The organism is Nocardioides jejuensis (assembly GCF_004337475.1).
GTDB lineage: Bacteria > Actinomycetota > Actinomycetes > Propionibacteriales > Nocardioidaceae > Nocardioides > Nocardioides jejuensis.
Genome location: NZ_SJZJ01000002.1, coordinates 197,005 through 220,171, shown reverse-complemented (window position 1 = coordinate 220,171; position 23,167 = coordinate 197,005). Strand labels below are relative to the sequence as shown.

Sequence of the window (23,167 nt, the reverse complement as noted above, 5' to 3'; positions counted from 1 at the left end):
GGACAGAGTGGACTTCTCGCTCACTGCCTCTGAGGCGGTGGATCGACGGCTTCTGGTGTGCCCGCACAACATCATCCATCCAAGGACTACTTCCTTCTCATGACGAGCACCCTCTCGACTGCCCCGGACTACGACGCGCCCCAGATCGCGATCAACGACATCGGTTCCGAGGCCGACTTCCTCGCGGCTATCGACGCGACCATCAAGTACTTCAACGACGGCGACATCGTCGAGGGCACCATCGTCAAGGTGGACCGCGACGAGGTTCTCCTCGACATCGGCTACAAGACCGAGGGCGTCATCCCCTCGCGCGAGCTGAGCATCAAGCACGACGTCGACCCCAACGAGGTCGTTTCCGTGGGCGACATCGTCGAGGCCCTGGTTCTCCAGAAGGAGGACAAGGAAGGCCGTCTGATCCTGTCCAAGAAGCGCGCCCAGTACGAGCGCGCCTGGGGCACGATCGAGAAGGTCAAGGAGGAGGACGGCGTCGTCGAGGGCACCGTCATCGAGGTCGTCAAGGGCGGCCTCATCATCGACATCGGCCTCCGCGGCTTCCTGCCCGCGTCGCTCGTCGAGATGCGTCGCGTCCGCGACCTGCAGCCGTACGTCGGCCAGGTCCTCGAGGCGAAGATCATCGAGCTCGACAAGAACCGCAACAACGTGGTCCTGTCGCGTCGCGCCTGGCTCGAGCAGACCCAGTCCGAGGTTCGCCAGGGCTTCCTGACGCAGCTCCAGAAGGGTCAGATCCGCAAGGGTGTCGTCTCCTCGATCGTCAACTTCGGTGCGTTCGTGGACCTCGGCGGCGTCGACGGTCTCGTCCACGTCTCGGAGCTCTCCTGGAAGCACATCGACCACCCGTCCGAGGTCGTCACCGTCGGTGACGAGGTCACCGTCGAGGTTCTCGACGTCGACATGGACCGCGAGCGTGTCTCCCTGTCGCTGAAGGCGACGCAGGAGGACCCGTGGCAGCACTTCGCCCGGACCCACCAGATCGGCCAGATCGTCCCGGGTAAGGTCACCAAGCTCGTTCCGTTCGGTTCCTTCGTCCGCGTCGAGGAGGGCATCGAGGGTCTCGTTCACATCTCCGAGCTCGCCGAGCGCCACGTCGAGATCCCGGAGCAGGTCGTCCAGGTCAACGACGACGTCATGGTCAAGATCATCGACATCGACCTCGAGCGTCGCCGGATCTCGCTGTCCCTCAAGCAGGCCAACGAGACCGACACCGCTGCGAACGTCGAGGAGTTCGACCCGACGCTCTACGGCATGACGGCCACCTACGACGAGGCCGGCAACTACGTCTACCCCGAGGGCTTCGACCCGGAGACCGGCGAGTGGCTCGAGGGCTTCGACGAGCAGCGCGCGACCTGGGAGGAGCAGTACGCCAAGGCGCACGCTCGCTGGGAGGCGCACGTCAAGCAGCAGGCCGAGGCGAAGGCTGCCGACGCCGAGGCCGGCGAGGCGTCGTCGTACTCCTCCGAGGCTCCGGCCCAGGAGGGCGGCTCGCTCGCTTCCGACGAGGCGCTCCAGGCGCTTCGCGAGAAGCTGACCGGCGGTCAGTGATCCACTCCGCAACGGCGGTCACCCTTCGGGGTGGCCGCCGTTTCGGCATTTCAGGGGTGGTCAGCGGGGGAGTCGACGCGCGATCTCGGTGATCAGGAAGCCGTCGGAGTCGCGGAGGTGGTCGAGCGGACGGGGGCCGGAGAACCGGTCGTTGCGGGTCAGGTGCACGAGGAGCGTGAACCCGGCGATCAGGACGAGGAGGGCGAGTGCGCTGGTCATGGCAGTAACTCTCCTCTCGTCGTGATTCTGCCACCAGTGGCAGACTTGCCGCCTTCCGTTGATTTTCTGCCATGCGGATGCGACAGTGGCGGAATGCTGACGAACGTGGCCGTGATGGTGTGGGACGGCGCTGCGCCGTTCGAGCTCGGGGTGCTGTGCGAGGCCTTCGGTCTCGACCGCCGCCAGCACGGCGTACCGACGCTGGACTTCGCCGTGTGCTCGCCCGGCGGTGGCCCGGTGCGGATGTCGATGGGCCTCACCATGCAGCCCGAGCACGACCTCGCGCGGGTGGCCGAGGCCGATCTCGTCGCGGTCTCCGCGACCCCCACGCTGGGTGGTACGCCGGAGCCGGTGCTCGAGCAGCTCCACGCGGCGCACGCCCGCGGCGCCCGGATCCTGTCGGTCTGCAGCGGCGCCTTCGCGCTCGGCGAAGCAGGGCTGCTCGACGGCCGGGAGTGCACGACCCACTGGATGTACACCGACGCGCTCCAGCAGCGCTTCCCTGCAGCGCGCGTGGTCCCCGAGGTGCTGTACGTCGACGCCGGGCAGGTCGTCACGAGCGCCGGCAGCGCGGCGGGCCTCGATGCCGCCCTGCACATCTGGCGCCAGGAGTACGGCGCGAACGTCGCGAGCATGGTCGCCCGGCGCGCGGTCGTCCCGCCGCACCGTGACGGCGGGCAGGCCCAGTTCATCGCGCGGGCCGTCCCGGCGTGTGATGCGGAGACCCTCGGCCCGCTGCTGACCTGGGTGCTGGAGAACCTGCGCGAGGACCACAGTGTCGAGACCCTGGCGAAGCGTGCGCTGATGTCGCCGCGCACCTTCGCGCGGCGCTTTCGCGACGAGACCGGCGCGACGCCGCACAGCTGGGTGCAGCGGCAGCGGATCGCGGCGGCCGAGGAGCTGCTCGAGTCGACCGAGCAGCCGGTCGAGTGGATCGCCGGTCAGGTCGGCTTCGGCAACGCGGCGACGTTGCGCCATCACTTCCTGCGGGCGCGTGGGGTGAGCCCGCAGCAGTACCGGCGTACGTTCTGCCCCGCGGTCGGCACCGCTTGACGGGTAGGCAACACTTTCCGTCGTGTCCACCCAGCTGCGCCGGTTCCTCGCACCGGTCCTCCTCGTCCTCGCCTTCGTCCTGACCGCGTGCGGTGGAGGCGAGCCGCCGGCGCCGCCGACCTCGGCCCCCATCCAGTCGGTCTCCCCGACGCCCACGCCGACGGCAGGACAGATGCCGACGCTGGGGCCGACCGCGAAGACGGGCTGGAAGGTCGAGCTCAACACGCTGGAGAGCGGTCGCACGTACTGGATCGCCATCCCGACGTGCACGGGCTCGAAGAGCTGCAAGCCGTGGCTGCGCTACCCGCGCAAGCTGATGATCTGGCTGCACGGCGTCGGCCAGCCCGAGGTGGCGGCCAATGCCGGCTACAACATGCGCACTGCCGCGCAGGCCACGGGCGGCGACATGATCCCGGTCTTCGGCGTGACGTCGGGCGCCGGGCATGCGTGGGACGCCGACCTCTGCTGCGTCTTCGACGGCCACATCGACGAGCTGTCGTACCTCGACGCAGTCGTGAAGGACGCCGGGCAGCGGACCGCGATCGACAAGGACAAGGTCGGCATCGCCGGTGCCTCCAACGGCGGCCTGCTCGCGACCAAGGCGATCTGCACCCAGCCGGAGACGTTCAAGGCGATCGCGATCTGGGCGGCCAACTGGAAGGGCCGCTGCGACAAGGCACCGGTCGTCATCGGCCACTGGCACGGCGACGCCGACGAGGTGATGAAGCTCAACGGTGGGCCGTTCAACCTCGACGGGCACATCGTGCACTTCCCGTCGGCGGACTGGCTGAAGGGTCGGCTCGCCCCGGGCTCGGACTTCGAGCTGACGATCATCCCGGGAGCCACGCACTTCGAGACCCCGGCTGGTCGCCTCCAGGAGATGTTCGTCTGGCTCGACAAGCACCTCGACCAGTGAGGCTCAGCCGGCGAGCTCGCGCCGGCGTATCTTGCCGGTGAGGGTGCGGGGGAGTTCCGCGATCGCGCGATACTCCTTCGGGCGCTTCGGCGGCGCGAGCCGTTCGCGCGCCCAGGCGTCGAGCTCCTCGGCGGTCGCGCTGCCGACGTACGACGCGACGACGCGCTGGCCCCAGCGGTCGTCCGCGACACCGTAGACCGCGACGTCCTTGACGCCCGGGTGACCTGCCAGCGTGCTCTCGACCTCGGCCGGGTAGACGTTGACGCCGCCGGTGATGACCAGGTCCTCGCGGCGGCCATCGAGCCAGAGGAAGCCGTCAGCGTCCAGACGCCCCAGGTCGCCCACGCTGAACGCCGGTCCGGCCTCCGTCTCGCGCCACGCTGCTTCGGTCTTGGCCGGGTCGTTGAAGTACGAGAAGCGCGCGTAGGGCGGCACCGTGCACCAGATCTGGCCATCGCCGTCGAGGTGCAAGGTCCGGCCCGGGCGGGCGCGGCCCACGGTGCCGGGTCGCTCCAGCCAGTCCTCGCTCCGGCAGGCCGTGAACTGGCCTTCCGTCGACCCGTAGAACTCCCACGTACTGCCCGCGGGGAAGGTCTCGATCAGCCGCCTCTTCACCGGCTCGGGGCAGGCCGCACCGGCGTGCGCGACCAGCCGGAAACAGCTCAGGTCCGGCGTGCCGTGCTCGTCCCAGTGGACGAAGAGCCGCTGGAGGTGCGCCGGCACGCAGAACATCGTCGTCGGCCGCTCCTCCTCGATGGTCGCGGTGATCCGCGCCGGGTCGAACGCCGGCTGGTTGCCGTCCGCGTCGAAGCCGGTGATCCGGCCGCCTGCGAGCAGCGTTCCCATCGCGAAGCGGAGGGGAGCCGAGTGGTAGAGCGGGCTGAGGACGAGGTTCACGTCGGTGCTGGCGAAGCCCCAGAGGTCGCGCTCCTCGGCCACGAGAGCAGCCGCGTCGTCCCGCGTGAGCAGGCCGCTGAAGACGCCCTTCGGCGTACCCGTGGTGCCGCTGGTGACGTGCATGGGGCGGCCGAGCGGGATGCCGCGGCTGGTCGCCCTGAGCGGAGCGAGCTCGGCTGGATCGGTGATCACGGCCGCCGGCTCGAGGTTGGCCAGGATCCGCTCGCGCTCGTACGCCGTCAGCCGCGGGTCGAGCGGGATCGGGAAGACGCCCTCCGCCAGCAGCGACAGCACGACGTCGACGTACGTCCGCGAGCCGGGGACGAGGAGGGCGACGCGATCGCCGGGCTGGAGAGGCATACCTGCATTTTCCCTGTTCGTGCTGGCGAGCAACGGTTACCGTTCGCGCGTGGCTCAGGTTGTCTTCACCGTTTCCGGCACGCACGTGCTCATGCTCCCGCCCGAGCGGGCGCTGCTGCACGTCAGCATCGCCCACGAGGGCTCCGCCCCCGATCGGGTGTACGCCGACACCGCGCACACGCATCGACGGATCTCTGCGCTGCTCGCCGACCTGCACGACCCGGACAACGGTCCGGTCCGCGGCTGGAACTCCGGCCAGATCCGTACGTGGTCGCACCGGCCGTGGAGCCAGGACGGCCGCCAGCTTCCCGTGGTCCACGACGCCGCGGTCGACGTCCGTGCACGCTTCTCGGACTTCGGGCGGCTCAGCGAGGTGGTCGGGGCGATCAACGGCTGGAGCGGGGTGAGTATCGACCAGATCGAGTGGAAGGTCACCGAGGCCACGCGCAGCGCCTCCCTGCGCGACGCCCGTGCGGCCGCCGTCCACGACGCGCAGGTGAAGGCCGCCGAGTACGCCGCAGCCCTCGGCCTCGCCGCGGTCCGTCCGATCGAGATCGCCGACGCGGGGATGCTTCAGGGTGTCGCGGTCCGCGACCTCGGGATGCGGGCGATGCACGCGGAGGTGGCTGCTGATGGTCCGTCCGTCGAGTTCCGTCCCGACGACATCGAGATCTCCGTCGGCGTCGACGCGAGGTTCGTCGCCGACTGATCGCTAGGCTCCGGCCCATGACTCTCCGACTGGGCCTGACCGGCGGCATCGCGAGCGGCAAGAGCACGGTGTCGCAGATGTTCGCCGACCTGGGCGCGATCATCATCGACTCCGACGTGCTGGCGCGCGAGGTCGTGGCGCCGGGCACCGACGGGCTTGCCGAGGTGGTCGCGGCGTTCGGCGAGGACGTGCTCACCGAGAGCGGCGAGATGGACCGCGCGAAGGTCGGCGCGATCGTCTTCGCGGATCCGGAGAAGCGCAAGGTGCTGGAGCAGGTGATCCACCCGCGAGTCTTCCTGCGGGCGATCGAGATCGACGAGGCGGCGGGGGAGCACGACGTCGTCATCAACGACATCCCGCTGCTCGTCGAGACCAACCAGGCGGACCGTTTCGATGCGGTCGTCGTGGTCGACGTACCGACGGAGCTGCAGGTGGAGCGGATGGTGCGCGACCGCGGCATGAGCGTCGAGGAAGCCACCGCGCGCATCGGCGCCCAGGCGACGCGCGAGCAGCGGCTCGTCGTCGCGACGTACGTCATCGAGAACACCGGCACGCTCGACGACCTGCGCACGCAGGTCGACGCGGTGTGGGCCCAGCTCCACCGGCAGGCCTGAGCGCGGTGGACCCCGCGACGACCGAACGCCGGCCCGGGGCGCACCGCGCGCCCAAGCAGAAGGCGCACTGGCCGACGAGGATCGCGGTGATGGTCGCGGGCATCGGCGTGGTCGTCGTGGCGATGGTCGTGCTGGCAAGCAGGGGCGGCACGTCGCTCCCCATTCCCTTGCCGATCCCCGGCCTGGCGGCACCGGCCGAGGCGGCGCCCGACCGCGCGCTTCCGTGGGGACCGATGACCTCCGAGCTGGCCAGGGCGCAGGCCATGGTCCGCACCTGGAGCCCGTCGCGCCTGGCCGGGCAGGTGATCGTCGGGCGCTATCACGGCACCGACCCCGAGGGCGCGGCCGAGATGGTGAAGCAGTTGCACCTCGCCGGCCTCAGCCTCCAGTCGGAGAACGTCACGGACGCCGACCAGGTCCGGGAGATGACCGGGGCGATCCGCGACGCGGTGCAGGCTGACGACCGCGCCTTCCCGCCGGTGATCACCGTGGACCAGGAAGGCGGCACCGTTGCTCACCTCGTCGGCATCGCCACCACCTTCCCGGCGTACGCCGACGCGGGCGCGGCGATCGAGGCCGACCGGGAGGCTGGGCGCAAGACCGTCCGCGAGGCCGCAGAGGCCGCGGGTCTCGAGCTGCGCAGCCTCGGCTTCACCTGGGTCAACGCGCCTGATGCGGACGTCACCTCCGACGTCGACACGATCATCCGGAGCCGTGCTGCTTCGGACGACCCGGAGATCGCCGCGCGGGCGATCCGCGCGTCCGTGAAGGGGTATCGCGACGCGGGCGTCGTCTCGACACTGAAGCACTTCGTGGGCCACGGCTCGGTGGCGACCGACAGTCACGAGGAGATGCCCGTCCTCGACAAGTCGTTGGCGGAGCTGCGTGGCGACGACCTGCTGCCGTTCCGGGCCGGCGTCGACGCGGGCGCCACGGCGGTGATGATGAGCCACATCGCGATCGACGCGGTCGACCCCGGCGTCCCTGCCTCGTTGTCGTCCAAGGACTACGACCTGCTCGCCCGGGAGACCGGCTTCGACGGCCTCGTCATCACGGACTCGCTCGGCATGGGTGCCGTCATCGGACGTACGGCGCCCGGCGTCCAGGCGATCAACGCCGGTGCCGACCTGCTGCTGATGCCGGCCGACACCGAGCTGGCCCATGCCACCCTCACCCAGGCCATCAAGGACGGCGACGTCCCGCGGGCCCGCATCCTCGATGCAGCGGCGACCGTGGTGGCGATGCAGCTCTGGCAGGCGCGCGTGGCTGCCCAGGTGCCTGTGCCGGACGACGTGACGGAGCGGGCCGAAATGGCGTCAGCCCGCCTCGATGAGGCGGGCTGACGAGGGGGCTGTTTCCGGGAGGGAACAGGGTCTGGCTGCGAGGTCAGGCAGCGAGGTCCGGGTCGGCGAACCGGCGAAGCTTCTGCAGGGCCTCGCGCTCGAGCTGGCGCACCCGCTCGGCGGAGATGCCGTGCTTGGCGCCGATGTCGGCGAGCTTGTGCTGGCGACCATCGGTCAGGCCGTAGCGGGCCCGGATGATGTCGGCGGCACGCTCGTCGAGCTGCTCGACCAGGGTGTTGAGCCGGTCGCGGGCCTCGACGTCGAGGAACTCCAGGTCGGGACCCGGCGCGGAGTCCTGCGCCATCAGGTCACCCAGCGAGGTGTCGCCGTCGTCGTCGATCGGGGCATCGAGGCTGACGTGCTCGCGGCCCCACGCCATCAGGTCGAGGACACGCTCGACCGTCGAGCCGAGCTCGGCGGCGATCTCCGCCGGCTCCGGGTCGCGACCGAGCTGACGCTCGAGCGTGCGGCGGGCCGAGCCGATCTGGTTGATCTCCTCGACGACGTGCACGGGGAGGCGCACGACGCGGGCCTGCTGCGCGATGCCGCGCGTGATCGCCTGACGCACCCACCACGTGGCGTACGTCGAGAACTTGTAGCCCTTCGTGTAGTCGAACTTCTCGACTGCACGGATCAGGCCGGTGTTGCCCTCCTGGATCAGGTCGAGCATCGGCATCTGGGCCCGGCCGTACTTGCGGGCGATGGAGACGACGAGACGCAGGTTCGCGGTGATGAACCGGTCGACGGCGCGCTGGCCCTCGGCCGCGAGCCACTCGAGCTCCTCCTTGGTGGCGCCGCCCGGAGCGCGGTTCTTGCCGCGCGTCGCGTAGCGACCCTCCGCCAGGAGCTTCTCGGCGAGCAGGCCCGCCTCGATGGTCTTGGAGAGCTCGACCTCCGTCACTGCATCCAGCAGCGGGTAGCGGGCGATCTCGTCCAGGTAGAGGCCGACGCTGTCGCGTCCCTCGATCTCACGGGTTACTGCAGTCATGGCAGCCCTCCTTCCCGTCTGCGTGGCAGCGGGGTGGTGCCGCCACACGTACCTGCAACGTCCCGAGTGGGTCCGGAATTCCTCCGTACCCGAGCGTTGCCTTCACCCAGCCTGACGCCTGAAACGGAGGGAAAGTTGCCTCGGCAAACGAATCTCAGGGACTTTTCAGGACCGCCCGCGCAGGCGTCAGGAAATCCTCAGGAGAACGCCGGAACGACGATCCGTCGCGCCATGGAACCGAACCGCCGTCCCGGTGCGTCAAGGTGGGTGGAAGGTGTCTGCCGAACGGGACGAGGACGGATGACGAGGCACGATCAGGTCGCGGAGTTCACCGCCATGGTGAATGCCCGCTGGCCTGCTCTGGTGCGCGCGGTGATGCTTCTCGGCGGGTCGCGGGCAGATGCCGAGGACGTGGTCCAGACGACCCTGACCCGGTGCTTCGAGAAGTGGGAGCGGGTGCGTCGGGCCGAGTCCCCGGACGCCTACGTCCACCGGATGCTGGTCAACAGCTGGATCGATCGCGGACGCCGCCGGTCGTCCGGCGAACTGCTGCTCGCGGATCCGGACAGCGGCCGGGCAGCCGACGTGGACCACGCGGTCCGGCTCGACATCGAGCGGGCTCTGGGGACGCTCTCTGCCGAACAGCGCCTCGTCGTCGTCCTCCGCTACTACCTCGACCTGTCGGAGCGGCAGGCAGCTGATGTCCTCGGTGTGCCACCCGGCACGGTCAAGAGTCGGCTGGCGCGGGGCCTGGCTGCGCTGGCGACCGTTCTCGCTACGGAGGAGAGGGGAGAGCGCTCGTGAACGACGTCCGCAGGCTCCTGCACGACCTGGTCGACGACGCACGCGTGGGGGCGCCGCCGATCGCCGCCATGACCTCCACACGGCACCGCAGGGTTCCGGTCTGGTGGGCGCCGGTCGCAGCCGCCGCCGCGGTCGCTGCTGTCCTCGCCGGTGTCTGGGCGCTGCCCAAGACCGCACCCGAGCGGCCCTCCTCGCCACCTGCCGCGCGCACCTGGCAGCAGCTGCCCACGCCGCCGCTCTCGCCGCGGTCGCAGCCGATCAGCGCGTACGTCGACGGCAAGGTGGTCATCCTCGGCGGCAGCGACCGCACCTTCGAGGGCGGCCCGATGAACGTCCCGAATCTGCTCGACGGTGCTGTGCTCGATCCGGCGAGCCGTACCTGGCGGCGCATGCCGGATGCACCGCCAGGGCTGTGGAACCAGGCGTACACATTCGCCGTGTCCGGGGACCGCTTGATCATCCCGCTCCAGAATCGCCGCGGCTGGCTCATGTTCGACGTGGGGGACAACGCCTGGTCGCGGCTGCCGGTGCCGCCGATGCACCTTGACCAGCCGTCCGTCGCTGCTGATGCGGACCACCTGTACGCGACCTCGTCCAGCGATGCCGTGACGGGCGGGCCCGTCCTCGTCCTGGACCTTCGCACCGGGGAGTGGTCGGCACTCCCGACGAGCCCCCTCCTGGATGCGCGGCTCGGCATGCGGGAGCTGGTGATGGCTGGCGCCGACCTCATCGTGATGGGTTCCTTGACCCCCGGTGTCTACCCGACGTCGAGTCGGATGACCCGTGCTGCGGCAGTGATCTGGAACGGTCAGCGGTGGCGGGGCTACGCGAGTTCCGACAGTCGGGCGGACGTGAGTGGGAGCCAATGGGTGTGGACCGGTGATCGGATCATCTCCGGCACCCGGATCACCCAGCGCGAGGCGCGTCGTGAGCGGCCCGACGCGCTCCCGGCCGGGGCCTTCGACCCCGTGACGCATGCCTGGACGTCGCTGCCATGGCTTCCGCAGCGTCTGTCGGGGGCGGGTGGATTCCGGGACTATGCGACGAACGGGAGCCGTGTGTACGCCAGCGGATACCTCTACGACGACGCGACGCGCAGGTTCGTCCGTGTCGCTGGACCCGGGCCGTGGACCGACGGAGCAGCCGCGCTGACCGATCACTCGCTCGTCGTGATGGGAGGGGAACGTCCGGTGTCAGGCCAGGATCCGGGCGCCCGGGTCACGAGCATCGAGCTCACCAACAAGGCCTGGATCTACCCGCTGGACTAGGCGCGGCCCATCTGGTCGAGGATCCAGGCGAGCGTGAACGCGCGGTCCTTCCACGCCTGGTAGCGCCCGGAGACACCGCCGTGGCCGGCCGCCATCTCGGTCTTGAGCAGGAAGTCGCGACGCCCGACGGCGGTGTCGCGGAGCTTCGCGATCCACTTGGCGGGCTCGACGTACAGCACGCGGGTGTCGTTGAGGGAGGTCTCCGCGAGGATCGGCGGATAGTCCACGGCGGTGACGTTGTGATACGGCGCGTAGCCGCGCATGCAGGCGTACGTCGCGGGGTCGTCGGTCGGGTTGCCCCACTCCTCGTACTCCATCACCGTGAGCGGGAGCGAGGCGTCGAGCATGGTCGTCAGGGCGTCGACGAACGGCACCTGCGCGACCACGCCGGCCCATAGTTCCGGAGCCAGGTTGGTGACCGCGCCCATCAGCAGGCCGCCGGCCGAGCCACCCTCGGCGACGAGGTGGTCGGGCGAGGCCCAGCCCTCGGCGATCAGGTGCCGCGCGCACGCGACGAAGTCGCTGAAGGTGTTGGGCTTGGCCAGGAACTTGCCGTCCTCGTACCAGTGGCGACCCATCTCGCCGCCGCCGCGCACGTGTGCGATCGCGAAGCCCACGCCGCGGTCGAGCAGGCTCAGCCGCGCCACCGAGAAATATGGGTCGATGGAGGACTCGTAGGAGCCGTAGCCGTAGAGCAGCACCGGCACCGAGCCGTCGCGCGGTGCGCCGGCCGGCACGACGAGCGAGATCGGTACCTTCGTGCCGTCGGATGCGGTCGCCCAGATCCGGTGCTCGTCGTACGCCGCGGGGTCGAACGGGCGGCCGTCGGGGGCGGGGAGCACCTCGCTCTCCTTGAGGACGGTGAGCGCGCGGGTGGCGACGTCGAAGGAGTAGACCGAGCCGGGACGGGCCATGGTCGTGTAGCCGAGCCGGACGACGGGCTGGGCGAACTCCGGGTTGCTGCCCGAGCCGATCGTGTAGACCTCGTCGTCGAACTCCACGAGGAAGTCGTCCGCGATGCCCGCGTCGTCGAGAGGCAGGATCCGCAGCCGCGTCAGGCCCTCCGAGCGCTGGTGGACGACGAGGTGCCCGGCGAACGCGTCGACGTCCTCGAGGCGGAGGCCCTCGGTGTGCGGGATGAGCGGCTTCCACGCATCGACGGCGGTCGGCGTGATCGGCGCGGTGGCCAGCTCGAAGTCGGGGTCGGTGGCGTTGTGCATGACGAGGAAAAGGTCCTCGCCGCCGATGACGGCGTGCTCGAGGGAGTACTCGACACCCTCGACGCGCGGCCACTCCTGCCACCCCTTCTCGCGGTCCTGCGTGTCGAGCACGCGGTACGCCGAGGTGGTCTTCGAGCCGCTCGCGATCATCAGGAAGCGGTCGCTGCGCGAGCGTCCGATGCCGAGCCAGAAGCGGGCGTCGTCCTCGGTGTAGACGACCTCGTCGTCCGCCTGGGCGGAGCCGAGCGTGTGGCGCCAGATCTTGTCCGGGCGCCACGACTCGTCGACCGTGGCGTAGTAGAACGCCGTGCCGTCCGCGTCCCAGGTGGCACCACCCATGACACCGGTGATCTCGTCGGCGAGCAGCTCACCGGTGGCGAGGTCCTTGACGCGGATCGTGTAGCGCTCGTCGCCGACGACGTCGGTCGCGTAGGCGAGCAGCCGCTCGTCGCGGGCGATCGACGAGCCGCCCAGGGAGAAGAAGTCGTGACCGTCGGCCAGCTCGTTGAGGTCGAGCAGGACCTGCTCGCCGGGGAGCGCCGGCTGGTCCGGAGCGCAGTCCTCGGCGGGACGCGGCGGGGTCCAGTCATCGGGGCCGGCGACTGGCACGCGGCAGCTCGCGCCGTACTCCTTGCCGGCGAAGCTGCGCGAGTAGTACCAGTGACCGCGGATCCGGTACGGCACCGACAGGTCGGTCTCGCGGGTGCGGGCCTTGATCTCATCGAAGAGCTGCTGGCGCAGGTCCGCGAGATGCTCGGTGCGCTCCTGCGTGTACGCGTTCTCGGCCTCGAGGTGGGCGATGACCTCGGGGTCCTCCTTGGCGCGCAGCCACTCGTAGTCGTCGACGAAGGTGTCGCCGTGGTGCGTGGTGGTGACAGGGACCTTCTTCGCGACAGGCGCGGGGGACTGCTCGAGCATGACGGGGAGCCTATCGGGGCAAGATAGGCGCCATGACGCGCGTGATCGACCTCAATGCTGACCTCGGCGAGGAGATCACCGACGACGCCGCGCTGCTCGCGGTCGTCACCTCCGCCAACGTCGCCTGCGGCTTCCACGCGGGTACGCCGGAGACGATGCGCTTCGTGTGCGATCGGGCCGCGGAGCTGGGTGTCGCGATCGGCGCGCAGGTGTCGTACCTGGACCGGGAGAACTTCGGCCGGCTGCGCACCGACGTCGCGGCGGACGTACTGGCTGCACAGGTCGCGGAGCAGGTCGGTCTGCTGATGTCGATCGCACGCTCGTCGGGTGTCGCGGTGACCTACGTCAAGCCGCACGGCGCGCTGTACAACCGGGTCGTCGACGACGTCGAGCAGGCGTCGGCCGTGCTCGCCGGTTCCGGTGATCTGCCGGTGCTCGGGCTGCCCGGCGGGGTGCTGCTGGAGATGGCTGCTCTCGGCAACCGTCAGGTGTGGCGCGAGGGCTTCCCCGACCGGGGCTACACGGCGGAGGGCAGGCTCGTGCCCCGCGACCAGCCGGGGGCGCTCGTGCACGAGGTGGCCGACGTCGCCGCCAACGCGGTGCGCCTCGCCCAGAACGTCGACTCGGTCTGCGTCCACGGCGACTCGGCTTCTGCGGTGTCTGCTGCGGTGGCGGTCCGGGCCGCGCTCGAGGGCGCCGGCTGGACCCTGGAGCCGTTCACCCGATGAGCCCGGCGCTGTCGGTGCGTCCTTTCGGGGCCGCGGCCGCACTGGTCGAGGTGGCCGACGCTGCCAGCGCGCTCGCCCTGTCGCTGTGGCTGCGGGAGCGGATCGCGGCCGTCGACATCGTGCCCGCTGCGTCGACGGTGCTCATCGACGGTTGCACGGCGGCTGATGTGCACGCGGTGGTGGGCCACTGGACGGGGGAGTCGGACACCGTGACCGGTCGGCTCGTGGAGATCCCGGTCGTCTACGACGGACCGGACCTGCCCAGCCTTGCCGGACGGCTGGACCTGTCGGTCGCGGGGCTCGTCGCGCAGCACACCGCGATCGAGCACGTGGTGGCGTTCTGCGGCTTCGCGCCTGGATTCGGCTATCTCCAGGGCTCGCCGTGGGACGTGCCCCGTCTCGCCTCACCGCGCGCTCGGGTGGAGCCGGGATCCGTCGGCCTGGCGGGCACCTGGACCGGTGTCTATCCCTCGGCGTCGCCGGGTGGCTGGCAGCTGATCGGGCGGACCGACGTCGCGCTCTGGGACCCGACGCGGGAGTCGCCCGCGCTGCTGGCCCCGGGCACGCGGGTGCGGTTCCGTGCCGTGGACCGGCTGGAGGGTGAGCGATGACGCTGACCGTGGTGGAGGTCGCCGGGCTGGTGACGGTGCAGGACGCCGGACGTCCGGGCTACGCGCACCTCGGAGTCCCGCGCGCTGGCTGGCTCGACGAACCGGCCGCCCTGCTCGCCAACCGGCTCGTCGGCAACGACGCATCGGCAGCCGTCCTCGAGGTGACACTCGGGACGTTGTCCCTGCGGGCCGACTCGCCCGTGTGGGTGGCCATCACCGGAGCGCCCTGCACGGTGTCGATCGACGGCCAGGCCGTTGCCTTCAGCGAAGCAGCGCGGGTGCCGGCCGGCGCGGTGCTGCGCCTCGGTGCACCGCCCTCGGGAGTGCGCACGTACGCCGCAGCAGCCGGCGGCTTCGCTGTCGATCCCGTGCTCGGATCGCGCTCCACGGACACGCTGGCCTGGGTCGGGCCGCCGGTCGTCGCGCCGGGACAGACGCTCCCGCTCGGCGAGGCCGCGGGCGAGTTGCACCCTCTCGACACGCCGCGTCCGCCGACGCCAGCCGCACTGCGCCTGTTGCCCGGACCGCGGGCGGACTGGTTCGCAGGTGATCCGGTCGCGCTGCTCGTCGGGGCGAAGTGGTCGGTCGGTGCCGCTTCCAACCGGGTGGGTCTGCGGCTGGAAGGTCCGGCGCTGCGCCGCGCCCCGGCGTACGACGGGAGGGAGCTGGCGAGCGAAGGCATGGTGCTCGGCGCCGTCCAGGTCCCGCCGTCGGGCCAGCCGGTGGTGTTCCTCGCGGACCATCCGGTGACCGGCGGCTACCCGGTGGCGGCCGTCGTCCATCCCGACGACCTCTGGATGTGCGCCCAGCTGAGGCCGGGAGAGACGGTGCGGTTCTCGCGCGTCTGAGTAGCGCGTGCTATGTTCTGAACATGTTCAGTGAACACGTTCAGTCGCGTGCGGAGCAGCGGGCGTCGACTGAGACCCAGGTGCTGGCCGCGGCCGACCGACTCTTCCGTGAGCAGGGATACGAGGCGACCACCGTGCGGGCGATCGCCGCCGCTGCAGGGGTCAGCGCCGGCACAGTCATGTCCGTCGGCGACAAGGCGAGACTGCTGATCCACATCTTCGACGGCCGGATCCGCACCATCCACGAGGAGCGCGCCGCGGCACCGGCAGGCACCTGGGGATCCGTCGTCGACGAGGTCGTCGCGCTGGTGGAGCCCTTCGTCTCCTACTTCACGACCGACCTCGGCCTGGCTCGCGAGTACGCGTCGGTGCTCGTCCGCGGCACGCATGACTCCGCCGTCTTCACCGAGCTCGCCCTGCACCTGGTCGGCGAGCTCGCCCAGACGCTCGAACGGGCTGGTCTCGATGCCGAGCGAGCGGCCCGCGGGGCGGGGGCCCTCTATTACCTCTACCTCGGCGTCCTCATGGCGGCGTCGAGCGGCGCCCTCGACCACGATGCCGCCGTCCAGCAGTTCCGATCCAGTGTCCAGTTCGCCATCGACAGCAACGGAGATCACGCATGACCAGCACGCCGCACCTGTGGTGGCCCACCGCACTGCTAGCACTCGCTCTCGCCGGCGACGCCGCCCTGTCGGTCCGACCGCCGCTCTTTATCCGCAACTGCCTGCGGGGAGTGAAGTTCCCCGAGGACTGGTGGTGGACCCTGATCGTGATCAAGAGCGCTGCAGCTGCGGGCCTCCTGCTCGGATTGCACTACGCGGGCATGGCGTTCACCACCAACGTCGCGGTGATCGGCTACTTCCTCTGCGCCTGTTACGCCCACGTGCGCGCCGACTTCCTCAAGCAGGAGTTCTGGGTCAACTGCCTCGGCATGCTCGGTCTGTCTGTGGGGGCGCTCGCCCTTGCCTTCGCCTGACTGATGCGCAGGCCTGGCCCGGGTTTGCCGTCGCGTCACCGCGACGTTCCGTGGTGGCCGACCACCTGTGTTGTGATGACGAGGTGAATCGTGCTGCCCGGACCGCCGTTGCCCTGACCACGCTCGTCGCCACCGTGCTCGCCGCGGCGGTGCTGCTCGGCGTCGTACGCGGACACGGGGGTGCCAAGTCGCCGTCCGCAGACGGCACGATCGCTCCGGCCGCGACGACGACACCGAAGGTCACCAAGGTGCTGGTGATCATGGTCGAGAACCACTCGCTCGAGCAGATGAAGACCGGCATGCCGAAGACGTTCGCCTTCGCGTCGAAGTACGCCTATGCGACCGACTACACCGCGATCACGCACCCCTCGCTGCCCAACTACATCGCGATCGCGTCGGGGTCGACGTACGGCATCACCGACGACAAGGGACCGTCGGCGCATCGGCTGAAGGGACGCAGCGTGTTCAGCCAGGCGCTCCGCAACGGCAAGACCGCGCGGACGTACGCCGACTCGATGCCCTCGAACTGCTACCTGAGCAACGCCGGCGACTACGCCGTCCGGCACAACCCGTGGACCTATTTCGTCGACAGCCGCACCGGCTGCACCAAGTACGACACGAGCGTGAAGCGCCTCGCCACGGACGCCGCCAACGGCACCCTGCCGAACGTCGGGTTCCTGATCCCGAACCTCGTCCACGACGCGCACGACGGCACGCTCGCCCAGGCCGACACGTGGATCTCCGACCGGATCGCGACCCTCACGGCAGGCAAGGACTGGGCCGCCGGGCGGCTCGCGGTCGTCATCACCGCCGACGAGGACGACAAGAAGTCGGGCAACCGGGTGCTGACCGTCGTGGCGTCGAAGTACCAGCAGAAGAAGGTGGTCACGACCCACCTCAACCACTACTCGCTGACGCGGTTCATCGAGCAGGTCCTGCACGTGCCGCTGCTGCGCCACGCGTCGACGGCGCCGGACATGCGTGCGGCGTTCGGTGTGAAGGTCAGCTGACCACGGGGGAGAGGTCGGGGTCGTCGGCCGGGTAGGAACGCACCGGGCCCGGCCCGGTCTCCGCGGTCTCGAAGCGGACGGTCACGACGCCGCGTCCCGCTCCCCAGACCCAGCCGCGGCCCATCTCGGCATGCTCGACGTCCTGACCAGGCCACCACTGCGCACGCATCCGGGAGGGGACCTCGGGCAGCTCCTCCTCGGGCTCGGCTTCGGCCACCGCGCCGAAGAGGTCGTCCTGGACCCAGTCCGCGAGGCCGGAGACCCCCACCCCCAGCAGGCGTACGCCGCCGCTCGTGTCGAGGTCGGCGAGCAGGGCGCGGGCGACGCGCGCGATCGCCGCTGCGCTGTCGGTCGGGCTGGGGAGCGTCGTCGAGCGTGACAGCGTCGTGAAGTCGTGGAGTCGCACCTTGATGCTGATCGTGCGGCCGGACAGCCCGTGCTTCGTCAGGCGCCCGGCGACGCTGCTCGCCTGGCGCGTGAGGAGCGCCTCCATCAGCCGACGGTCCGTGAGGTCGTCCTCGTAGGTGCCCTCGACGCTCACCGACTTCGCCTCGCGCTCGGCCACGACCGGCCGGTCGTCAAGCGCACGAGCGAGGCGCCACAGGCCGGATCCGTGGGACTGGCCGAGCTCGAGGACGAGCTCTTCTTCTGAACGCTGCTCGAGGTCGGCGACGCTGTGGATGCCGGCGCGACGGAGCCGCTCGGCCGTCGCGGGGCCGACGCCGGGGATGACCTTCACGGCCATCGGACGGAGCAGTTGCTGCTCGCGACCGGGCTCCACGATGACGAGTCCGTCGGGCTTCTGCAGGTCACTGGCCACCTTGGCCATGAACTTCGACGTGCCGATGCCGACGCTGGCGGTCAGGCCGCCCGTCGCCTCGGAGACGCGCGCCCGCAGGTCCTCCGCGAACTCCGTCAGCGCCTCAAGGCTGAAGTCGGTCAGACCGCCAGCCGCGAGGTCGACGAACGCCTCGTCCAGGCTCAGCGGCTCGACCAGCGGCGAGACCTCCCGGAGCAGGCCCATCACGACGCGCGACGCCTCGCCGTACGCCGGGAAGCGGCCGCCGAGGAAGGCAGCGTGCGGGCACCGCGCCCGCGCCTCGCGCGTCGACATCGCGGACCGTACGCCGAAGGCGCGGGCCTCGTAGGAACAGGTGGCGACCACACCGCGACCGCCCGTGCCGCCGACGATCACCGGCTTGCCGCGTAGCGACGGCTTGTCGCGCTGCTCGACGGAGGCATAGAAGGCGTCGAGGTCGAGGTGCAGGATCGAGGCGTCCTGCCTCATCTCGCCGCTCCCATGGGGCGGAACCTACCGGAGCCCTCTTTCTGCTCACAGGCGTGCGGAGGTGCCAGTCCTCCACCGCGCTCCTCGGGCGAGACCCGCGGGGGCGCGTCGGCGGAGCACCGTCGCTGCATGACCACCGAGATCACCAAGGCCGGGGCCGTCTTCACGGCCCGCACACCCGAGGACCTGCTGGCCGTCGTGCCTGCGGTGCTCGGCTTCCATCCGGAGGAGTCGCTGGTGATGCTCACCTTCGGTGGGCGGCGGGCCTTCCATGCGCGCGTCGACCTCCCAGAGTGCGAGGCGGACATCGGCCCCGTGGTCGACACACTGCTGGCTCCGGCGCTGCGGCAGCGCCCGGAGAAGGTGCTCTTCATCGCGTACTCGCGGGATGCCCGACGGGCCGCGACGACGGCCCTGCACGCAAGCGACGTCTTCGACGAGCACGGATTCGCCGTGATCGCGCCGCTGCGGAGCGACGGCACGTCGTGGTGCCACGTCGAGCGTGATGCGGATCCCGAGGCCGCGGAGCCGCACGCGTATGACGTCACCACCCACACGCTGACCGCCCGGTCCGTGCTCGAGGGGCGGGTGACGCTGGGGTCACGCGAGGAGCTCGTCTCCTCCGTCGCGGCAGATCCCGACGCGGCAGCCCGGGTGCTCGCGGCCTCGGAGTCGGACTCGGCACGGGCTCCCGGCCAGCGGGAGGTGCGCGCCCTGGTGGCGCGCGGCCTGGCTGGCGGATCCGGCCTGACCGACGCCGACGTGGCCCGCCTCGCGCGCGCCTGTCTCGTGCCCGGCGTCCGTGACGCTGCGTGGTGCGGACTGGTCCGCGAGACGGTCGAGGAGCACGTCGAGCTCTGGCGGTCGGTGGTCGTGCGCACGCCCGACGAGCTGGTCGCTGGTGTTGCTGCGGTGCTGGCCTTCGCGGCCTGGCTCGCCGGCCACGGAGCGCTTGCGTGGTGTGCGGTCGACCGGGCACGGGTCTCCGACCCGGACTGCTCGCTCGCGGTCCTCGTCGCGGACCTGCTCCAGGCCGCGGTGCCGCCCACGGCGTGGTCAGCCATCCGCGGGTCGGCTGGCGCCCCGCAGGCGTAGCCGTTGCCAGCGCCGCCCTTCGCCGGTGACGGGCCGGCACCATCCCTGCTTGGTCACCACCACGAACCACGGCAGCTGGGCATCCGACTCAGCGAAGCCGGCCCGTGCCGCGGCCAGCCACGCGAGATCGAGGTCGTGCTCGTCCGGCAGACCCGTGCGGGTCAGCCAGACGCCCGGCCGCGCGTCGGCGTGGTGCATGGCGAGCAGGGTCAGCACCAGGTCGGTGCGCAGCGCATGGTCGGGGTCGGCCGCGGGCGCGACGAACACCTCACCGCCCGGCACGCCGACGTGGATGCGCGGAGCAAAGGTCCGCGCGCGGGTGCCGCGCCGCAGGCCGAAGACCAGCAGACGCAGCGCGGCCACGGTGTCGGAGTCGAGGGGAGCGGGAGCCACGCAGGAGAGCCTGCCGGACGCCACCGACAACCGTTCGGAGCCTTCCACAGGGCCTCGTGTGGGGATCGTCCCGTCCCGGGATTCCGTGTCTTCATGTCCGGTTAAGGCATCTGTTGGCAAGATGCAAGGGTGGACCAGCTGATTGCGCGCGAGAGCACGCCGACTTCTTCTCCGGCGACGACCTCCCGCCTCTGGCTCGCAGGCCCTATCGGGTTGTGGGCCGTGGTCGGCACGTTTGTCCTTCTCGGGGTGATCCGCTCGGTGCAGGTGGACGTGCCCTTCCGCGACCCGCACGGCGCGTACTGGTGGAGTCGTGTCGAGCTGACCGCGTCGATCTTCGTCGGCTGCGTCCTGCTCGAGGGGATCGTGCGCGCAGGCCTGCCGCTCTCGCCGGCCCGCGTGTGGAGCGTGATCCGGGAGAAGTGGACCGTCGGTCGCCTCGTCTACTCCTGGGGCGCCCTGCTGGCCTATCACGCGACCTACCTGACCTATCACAACCTGAAGAGCTGGAACGACCTCCGCACCCCGCGCGACGGGATGCTCCTCGACTGGGACCGGGCCCTCTTCTTCGGGCACAGTCCGGCCGTCCTCATCCATGACCTGCTCGGCGAGCACGTCGCCGCGTGGATTCTCTTCGTCTGGTACGAGACGTTCCCGACGCTGGTCGTCGTGGCCTTCCCGGCCTGCGTCGCCCTCGCGAAGCGCGTGAAGGACGCCTACGTCTGCATCGCGGCGTTCGTGTGGGTCTGGATGCTCGGCACCGGGACGTACTACCTGATCCCCAGCCTCGGCCCCTTCCACTCCGCTCCGCAGGAGTTCTCGGGTCTGCCGCACATGCCGATCCAGGACACCCAGGCGCGCTACATGGGCCAGTGGGAGAACCTCCGCGCCGACCCGCACGCCCACGACGCCTTCGCCCAGGTCGCGGCGTTCGCGAGCCTGCACGTGGGGGTCGCTGCCGTCATCCTCGGTGTCGTCTGGTGGCACCGGATGCGCCTGGCGACGATCGCGATGACGATCTTCGTGGCGGGCACCATGGTCGCGACCGTCTACCTCGGCTGGCACTTCTTCGTCGACGACCTGGCCGGCCTCGCCATCGCGGCGCTCGCCTGGATCCTCGGCCCGCCGACCGTCGGCGTACGACGTCGGCCGGTGCGCTCCTCATGAGCGAGCCGACCAAGCGGCTCTGGACGCGCGTCCGCTTCCTGGTCTCGTGGACGCTCGCTCTCGCGCTCGTCGGCATCGGTCTCCCGAAGGCCGTCGACGTCTCGTGGCACGGCGTCGTCCCGGTCCTGAAGTCCCTGCACTGGCCGGCGCTCGCTGCGCTCGTGGCGATCTGGTTCCTCGGGCTGGTGGTGCACACGTTCGTGCTGACAGCCGCGGCGCCCAGCCTCACCCACCGGCGGGCGCTCACGCTCAACGTGACCGGCAGTGCGGTCTCCAACGTCGTGCCGCTCGGTGGTGCCGCCGGCGTCGAGCTCAACCGCCGGATGATGCGCGGCTGGGGGATCGAGTCGCACTCGTTCGCCGGCTACACGTTCCTCACAAACCTGTGGGACGTCCTGTCCAAGCTGATGCTGCCGATCATCGCGGTCGGTGTGCTCAGCCGGACCGACGAGACCGTCACCGGCCCGCTGAAGTGGGCGTTCATCATCGGCGCGGTCGCGTTCGCCGTCGTGGCCGGCCTCGCCGTGATGCTGCTCGGCAGCGTGCGCTGGGCAACCGTGCTCGGCCGGATCATCCAGCGGATCCTGCACCCGTTCTTCTCGGCCCTGGGCCGGCACGAGCCCGACGTCGTGCATGCGCTGCTCGAGACGCGCCGTGAGTGCGCGCAGCTCGTCGCCACGGGGTGGCTGCGGATGTCGCTCGGCATCACCGGGTACGTCGCGCTCCAGTGCCTCCTGCTCGGCATCTGCCTCCAGCTGACCGGCGCCAACGTGACCTGGGTCGACGTCCTCGCGGGCTTCGCGGTGGAGCGCATGCTGACCGTCCTCCCGATCACCCCGGGCGGCGTGGGCGTCGCCGACCTCGGCCTGGTCGGCGTACTCCTGGCGCTGGGCGGCGACCCGGCTGGCGTCACGGCCGCGGCAGTCCTCTACCGCGGCTTCGTCTTCGCCGCCGAGATCCCGGTGGGCGGCGGCACGCTCGGCCTGTGGCTGCTCGGCCAGCGCCTCAAAGCCCGCAACGCCCCGCCGCGCGTGCGGGTGCCGGGGGAGACCCGCCGCATCGCCCACGTCACCGATGTCTTCCTGCCCCGCCTCGGCGGCATCGAGACCCACGTCGACGACCTGGTCCGGCACCAGCGCGCCGCCGGCCTCGACGCCGATGTCCTCACCCCGACGCCGGGCGGTCGCGACCCCGACCCGACCTGGGTACGCCGGATGCCCGCCGGCCGTGCCCGCGCACTCATCGGCGAGTACGACGTCGTGCACGTGCACGTCTCGATGTGGTCCCCGTACGGCGTCGGTGTCGCCCGGGCTGCCATTGCAGCCGGGCTGCCGACGCTGATCACCGTCCACTCGATGTGGGCCGGTGCGGGCGGCGTCATCCGTCTCGCCGCGCTGGCGGGCCTCCGGCGCTGGCCGGTCGCCTGGTCGGCCGTGAGCGGCGCGGCGGCCGACACGTTCCGGCGTTCGCTGGGCGACGCGGAGGTCGCGGTCCTGCCCAACGCCATCGACGTCGAGGACTGGCGTCCGCCCGCGACGGTGCTCGCCGAGGCATCCTCGGGGCTGCCGACGTCCCGCGGGCCTGTCACCCTGATCTCGGTGATGCGGATGATGCCGCGCAAGCGCCCCGTCCACCTGGTGCGGCTCTTCGAGTCCGTGCGCGCGGCGACGGGCGCGGACGTGCGCCTGGTCGTGGTCGGTGACGGCCCCCTCCGGCGTCGGATGGAACGCCGGATCCGGCGCGCCGGGATCGCTGACGTCGTGCGGCTCACGGGGCGCCTTCCCCGTGAGGACGTGCTGGCGGAGCTGCGGGCCGCGTCGATCTACGTCGCACCAGCGCCCAAGGAGTCGTTCGGCATCGCCGCCCTCGAGGCGCGGTGTGCCGGCCTGCCGATCGTCGCGAGCAGGGCCAGCGGGGTGGGGGAGTTCGTCCGTCACCAGGAGGACGGCCTGCTCGTCGCGGGTGATGTCGAGATGACCCGCGCGCTCGTGCGGCTCGTCTCCGACCCGGACCTGCGGGCCCGGATCACGACCCACAACCGCGACGTCGCTCCGCCGTTCGACTGGACCGACATCCTCGCCCAGACCGATGACCTGTACGCCGTCGCCGCCGCGCGTGCCGGGGTCACCGCGGTATCTGTCGCCGACGTCGTTCCGTTGCTGGCCGAGGAGGCCTGACGCCT

At 70.7% G+C, this 23,167-nt stretch carries 23 protein-coding genes; 17 read left to right on the top strand and 6 right to left on the bottom strand.

Annotated elements, in window-relative coordinates; translation table 11 throughout:
• Positions 1-99: 99 nt before the first annotated feature.
• Positions 100-1,560 carry a 30S ribosomal protein S1 gene (gene rpsA / locus EPD65_RS02520; RefSeq protein ID WP_131581579.1) on the top strand — a complete coding sequence of 487 codons (1,461 nt, stop codon included), beginning with the start codon at positions 100-102 and terminating at the stop codon, positions 1,558-1,560.
• A gap of 60 nt (positions 1,561-1,620) precedes the next feature.
• On the opposite strand, the gene EPD65_RS16150 is transcribed toward rpsA, so the two are convergent.
• A complete protein-coding gene (locus tag EPD65_RS16150) occupies positions 1,621-1,779 on the bottom strand; it encodes a hypothetical protein (protein WP_165872853.1) in 159 nt (52 codons plus the stop codon).
• 93 nt (positions 1,780-1,872) lie between these two features.
• On the opposite strand from EPD65_RS16150, the gene EPD65_RS02515 reads away from it, so the two are divergent.
• Together EPD65_RS02515 and EPD65_RS02510 are read left to right on the top strand one after the other, a co-directional pair.
• Positions 1,873-2,832 (top strand): helix-turn-helix domain-containing protein, encoded by a 960-nt coding sequence (locus EPD65_RS02515; RefSeq protein WP_131581578.1) that lies wholly within the window; start codon positions 1,873-1,875, stop codon positions 2,830-2,832.
• Between the two features lie 22 nt (positions 2,833-2,854).
• Positions 2,855-3,748, top strand: coding sequence for a prolyl oligopeptidase family serine peptidase (locus EPD65_RS02510; RefSeq protein WP_131581577.1), 894 nt, complete (start codon positions 2,855-2,857; stop codon positions 3,746-3,748).
• A 3-nt stretch (positions 3,749-3,751) separates the two neighbouring features.
• On the opposite strand, the gene EPD65_RS02505 is transcribed toward EPD65_RS02510, so the two are convergent.
• Positions 3,752-5,005 carry a class I adenylate-forming enzyme family protein gene (locus EPD65_RS02505; RefSeq protein ID WP_131581576.1) on the bottom strand — a complete coding sequence of 418 codons (1,254 nt, stop codon included), beginning with the start codon at positions 5,003-5,005 and terminating at the stop codon, positions 3,752-3,754.
• Positions 5,006-5,054: 49 nt separating this feature from the next.
• Between EPD65_RS02505 and EPD65_RS02500 the strand changes: the two genes are divergently transcribed.
• Genes EPD65_RS02500 through EPD65_RS02490 form a run of 3 tightly spaced genes read left to right on the top strand, consistent with a single transcriptional unit; the run spans position 5,055 to position 7,671 of the window.
• Positions 5,055-5,714: an SIMPL domain-containing protein gene (locus tag EPD65_RS02500; RefSeq protein WP_131581575.1), complete on the top strand. Its 660-nt coding sequence runs from the start codon at positions 5,055-5,057 to the stop codon at positions 5,712-5,714.
• 17 nt (positions 5,715-5,731) lie between these two features.
• A complete protein-coding gene (gene coaE, locus EPD65_RS02495; RefSeq protein WP_131581574.1) occupies positions 5,732-6,328 on the top strand; it encodes a dephospho-CoA kinase in 597 nt (198 codons plus the stop codon).
• A gap of 5 nt (positions 6,329-6,333) precedes the next feature.
• The gene (locus EPD65_RS02490; RefSeq protein ID WP_131581573.1) at positions 6,334-7,671 is read left to right on the top strand and encodes a glycoside hydrolase family 3 N-terminal domain-containing protein; all 1,338 of its coding nucleotides are present in this window, start codon (positions 6,334-6,336) and stop codon (positions 7,669-7,671) included.
• A 43-nt stretch (positions 7,672-7,714) separates the two neighbouring features.
• Here the strand turns inward: EPD65_RS02490 and EPD65_RS02485 are convergent, their stop codons facing one another.
• Positions 7,715-8,659, bottom strand: coding sequence for a sigma-70 family RNA polymerase sigma factor (locus EPD65_RS02485; RefSeq protein WP_131581572.1), 945 nt, complete (start codon positions 8,657-8,659; stop codon positions 7,715-7,717).
• 300 nt (positions 8,660-8,959) lie between these two features.
• Here EPD65_RS02485 and EPD65_RS02480 point away from each other — a divergent pair, with 300 nt between their 5' ends.
• Entirely contained in the window at positions 8,960-9,463 is a 504-nt protein-coding gene (locus tag EPD65_RS02480; RefSeq protein ID WP_131581571.1) for a SigE family RNA polymerase sigma factor, read from the top strand.
• Positions 9,460-10,731, top strand: a complete 1,272-nt coding sequence (locus tag EPD65_RS02475) for a Kelch repeat-containing protein (RefSeq protein WP_131581570.1) — start codon at positions 9,460-9,462, stop codon at positions 10,729-10,731. The genes EPD65_RS02480 and EPD65_RS02475 overlap by 4 nt, the downstream gene beginning before the upstream one ends.
• On the opposite strand, the gene EPD65_RS02470 is transcribed toward EPD65_RS02475, so the two are convergent.
• Positions 10,728-12,869: a S9 family peptidase gene (locus tag EPD65_RS02470; RefSeq protein ID WP_131581569.1), complete on the bottom strand. Its 2,142-nt coding sequence runs from the start codon at positions 12,867-12,869 to the stop codon at positions 10,728-10,730. The two genes, EPD65_RS02475 and EPD65_RS02470, sit on opposite strands and share 4 nt — an antisense overlap.
• Positions 12,870-12,901: 32 nt before the next feature.
• Here EPD65_RS02470 and EPD65_RS02465 point away from each other — a divergent pair, with 32 nt between their 5' ends.
• From EPD65_RS02465 to EPD65_RS02440, 6 genes are all read left to right on the top strand, one after another.
• The gene (locus tag EPD65_RS02465; RefSeq protein ID WP_131581568.1) at positions 12,902-13,597 is read left to right on the top strand and encodes a 5-oxoprolinase subunit PxpA; all 696 of its coding nucleotides are present in this window, start codon (positions 12,902-12,904) and stop codon (positions 13,595-13,597) included.
• Complete coding sequence (locus tag EPD65_RS02460) at positions 13,594-14,208, top strand: 5-oxoprolinase subunit B family protein (protein WP_131581567.1); 615 nt, start codon at positions 13,594-13,596, stop codon at positions 14,206-14,208. The genes EPD65_RS02465 and EPD65_RS02460 overlap by 4 nt, the downstream gene beginning before the upstream one ends.
• Entirely contained in the window at positions 14,205-15,056 is an 852-nt protein-coding gene (locus tag EPD65_RS02455) for a 5-oxoprolinase subunit C family protein (protein WP_131581566.1), read from the top strand. The genes EPD65_RS02460 and EPD65_RS02455 overlap by 4 nt, the downstream gene beginning before the upstream one ends.
• 23 nt (positions 15,057-15,079) lie before the next feature.
• Positions 15,080-15,679, top strand: coding sequence for a TetR/AcrR family transcriptional regulator (locus tag EPD65_RS02450; RefSeq protein ID WP_131581565.1), 600 nt, complete (start codon positions 15,080-15,082; stop codon positions 15,677-15,679).
• Complete coding sequence (locus EPD65_RS02445; RefSeq protein WP_131581564.1) at positions 15,676-16,032, top strand: DoxX family protein; 357 nt, start codon at positions 15,676-15,678, stop codon at positions 16,030-16,032. Before EPD65_RS02450 ends, EPD65_RS02445 begins: the two co-directional genes overlap by 4 nt.
• A gap of 83 nt (positions 16,033-16,115) precedes the next feature.
• Positions 16,116-17,042, top strand: coding sequence for an alkaline phosphatase family protein (locus tag EPD65_RS02440; RefSeq protein WP_243640398.1), 927 nt, complete (start codon positions 16,116-16,118; stop codon positions 17,040-17,042).
• On the opposite strand, the gene EPD65_RS02435 is transcribed toward EPD65_RS02440, so the two are convergent.
• Entirely contained in the window at positions 17,035-18,330 is a 1,296-nt protein-coding gene (locus EPD65_RS02435) for a DNA polymerase IV (protein ID WP_131581563.1), read from the bottom strand. The genes EPD65_RS02440 and EPD65_RS02435 overlap by 8 nt on opposite strands.
• 129 nt (positions 18,331-18,459) lie before the next feature.
• Between EPD65_RS02435 and EPD65_RS02430 the strand changes: the two genes are divergently transcribed.
• A complete protein-coding gene (locus EPD65_RS02430; protein ID WP_165872852.1) occupies positions 18,460-19,425 on the top strand; it encodes a DUF4192 domain-containing protein in 966 nt (321 codons plus the stop codon).
• On the opposite strand, the gene EPD65_RS02425 is transcribed toward EPD65_RS02430, so the two are convergent.
• Complete coding sequence (locus EPD65_RS02425) at positions 19,387-19,818, bottom strand: hypothetical protein (RefSeq protein WP_131581561.1); 432 nt, start codon at positions 19,816-19,818, stop codon at positions 19,387-19,389. The genes EPD65_RS02430 and EPD65_RS02425 overlap by 39 nt on opposite strands.
• Positions 19,819-19,947: 129 nt before the next feature.
• Here EPD65_RS02425 and EPD65_RS02420 point away from each other — a divergent pair, with 129 nt between their 5' ends.
• Complete coding sequence (locus EPD65_RS02420; protein ID WP_243640397.1) at positions 19,948-20,985, top strand: phosphatase PAP2 family protein; 1,038 nt, start codon at positions 19,948-19,950, stop codon at positions 20,983-20,985.
• Positions 20,982-23,162, top strand: a complete 2,181-nt coding sequence (locus tag EPD65_RS02415; protein ID WP_131581560.1) for a glycosyltransferase — start codon at positions 20,982-20,984, stop codon at positions 23,160-23,162. Before EPD65_RS02420 ends, EPD65_RS02415 begins: the two co-directional genes overlap by 4 nt.
• The last annotated feature ends 5 nt before the right edge of the window (positions 23,163-23,167 follow it).

Bases quoted from the DNA above. Each gene is read 5' to 3' on its own strand.
- EPD65_RS02430 (WP_165872852.1), top strand. From the start codon at position 18,460: ATGACCACCGAGATCACCAAGGCCGGGGCCGTCTTCACGGCCCGCACA.
- EPD65_RS02460 (WP_131581567.1), top strand. From the start codon at position 13,594: ATGAGCCCGGCGCTGTCGGTGCGTCCTTTCGGGGCCGCGGCCGCACTG.
- EPD65_RS16150 (WP_165872853.1), bottom strand. From the start codon at position 1,779: ATGACCAGCGCACTCGCCCTCCTCGTCCTGATCGCCGGGTTCACGCTC.
- EPD65_RS02450 (WP_131581565.1), top strand. From the start codon at position 15,080: ATGTTCAGTGAACACGTTCAGTCGCGTGCGGAGCAGCGGGCGTCGACT.
- EPD65_RS02515 (WP_131581578.1), top strand. From the start codon at position 1,873: ATGCTGACGAACGTGGCCGTGATGGTGTGGGACGGCGCTGCGCCGTTC.
- EPD65_RS02415 (WP_131581560.1), top strand. From the start codon at position 20,982: ATGAGCGAGCCGACCAAGCGGCTCTGGACGCGCGTCCGCTTCCTGGTC.
- EPD65_RS02470 (WP_131581569.1), bottom strand. From the start codon at position 12,869: ATGCTCGAGCAGTCCCCCGCGCCTGTCGCGAAGAAGGTCCCTGTCACC.
- EPD65_RS02480 (WP_131581571.1), top strand. From the start codon at position 8,960: ATGACGAGGCACGATCAGGTCGCGGAGTTCACCGCCATGGTGAATGCC.
- EPD65_RS02485 (WP_131581572.1), bottom strand. From the start codon at position 8,659: ATGACTGCAGTAACCCGTGAGATCGAGGGACGCGACAGCGTCGGCCTC.
- EPD65_RS02505 (WP_131581576.1), bottom strand. From the start codon at position 5,005: ATGCCTCTCCAGCCCGGCGATCGCGTCGCCCTCCTCGTCCCCGGCTCG.
- EPD65_RS02455 (WP_131581566.1), top strand. From the start codon at position 14,205: ATGACGCTGACCGTGGTGGAGGTCGCCGGGCTGGTGACGGTGCAGGAC.
- rpsA (WP_131581579.1), top strand. From the start codon at position 100: ATGACGAGCACCCTCTCGACTGCCCCGGACTACGACGCGCCCCAGATC.
- coaE (WP_131581574.1), top strand. From the start codon at position 5,732: ATGACTCTCCGACTGGGCCTGACCGGCGGCATCGCGAGCGGCAAGAGC.
- EPD65_RS02435 (WP_131581563.1), bottom strand. From the start codon at position 18,330: ATGAGGCAGGACGCCTCGATCCTGCACCTCGACCTCGACGCCTTCTAT.
- EPD65_RS02445 (WP_131581564.1), top strand. From the start codon at position 15,676: ATGACCAGCACGCCGCACCTGTGGTGGCCCACCGCACTGCTAGCACTC.
- EPD65_RS02465 (WP_131581568.1), top strand. From the start codon at position 12,902: ATGACGCGCGTGATCGACCTCAATGCTGACCTCGGCGAGGAGATCACC.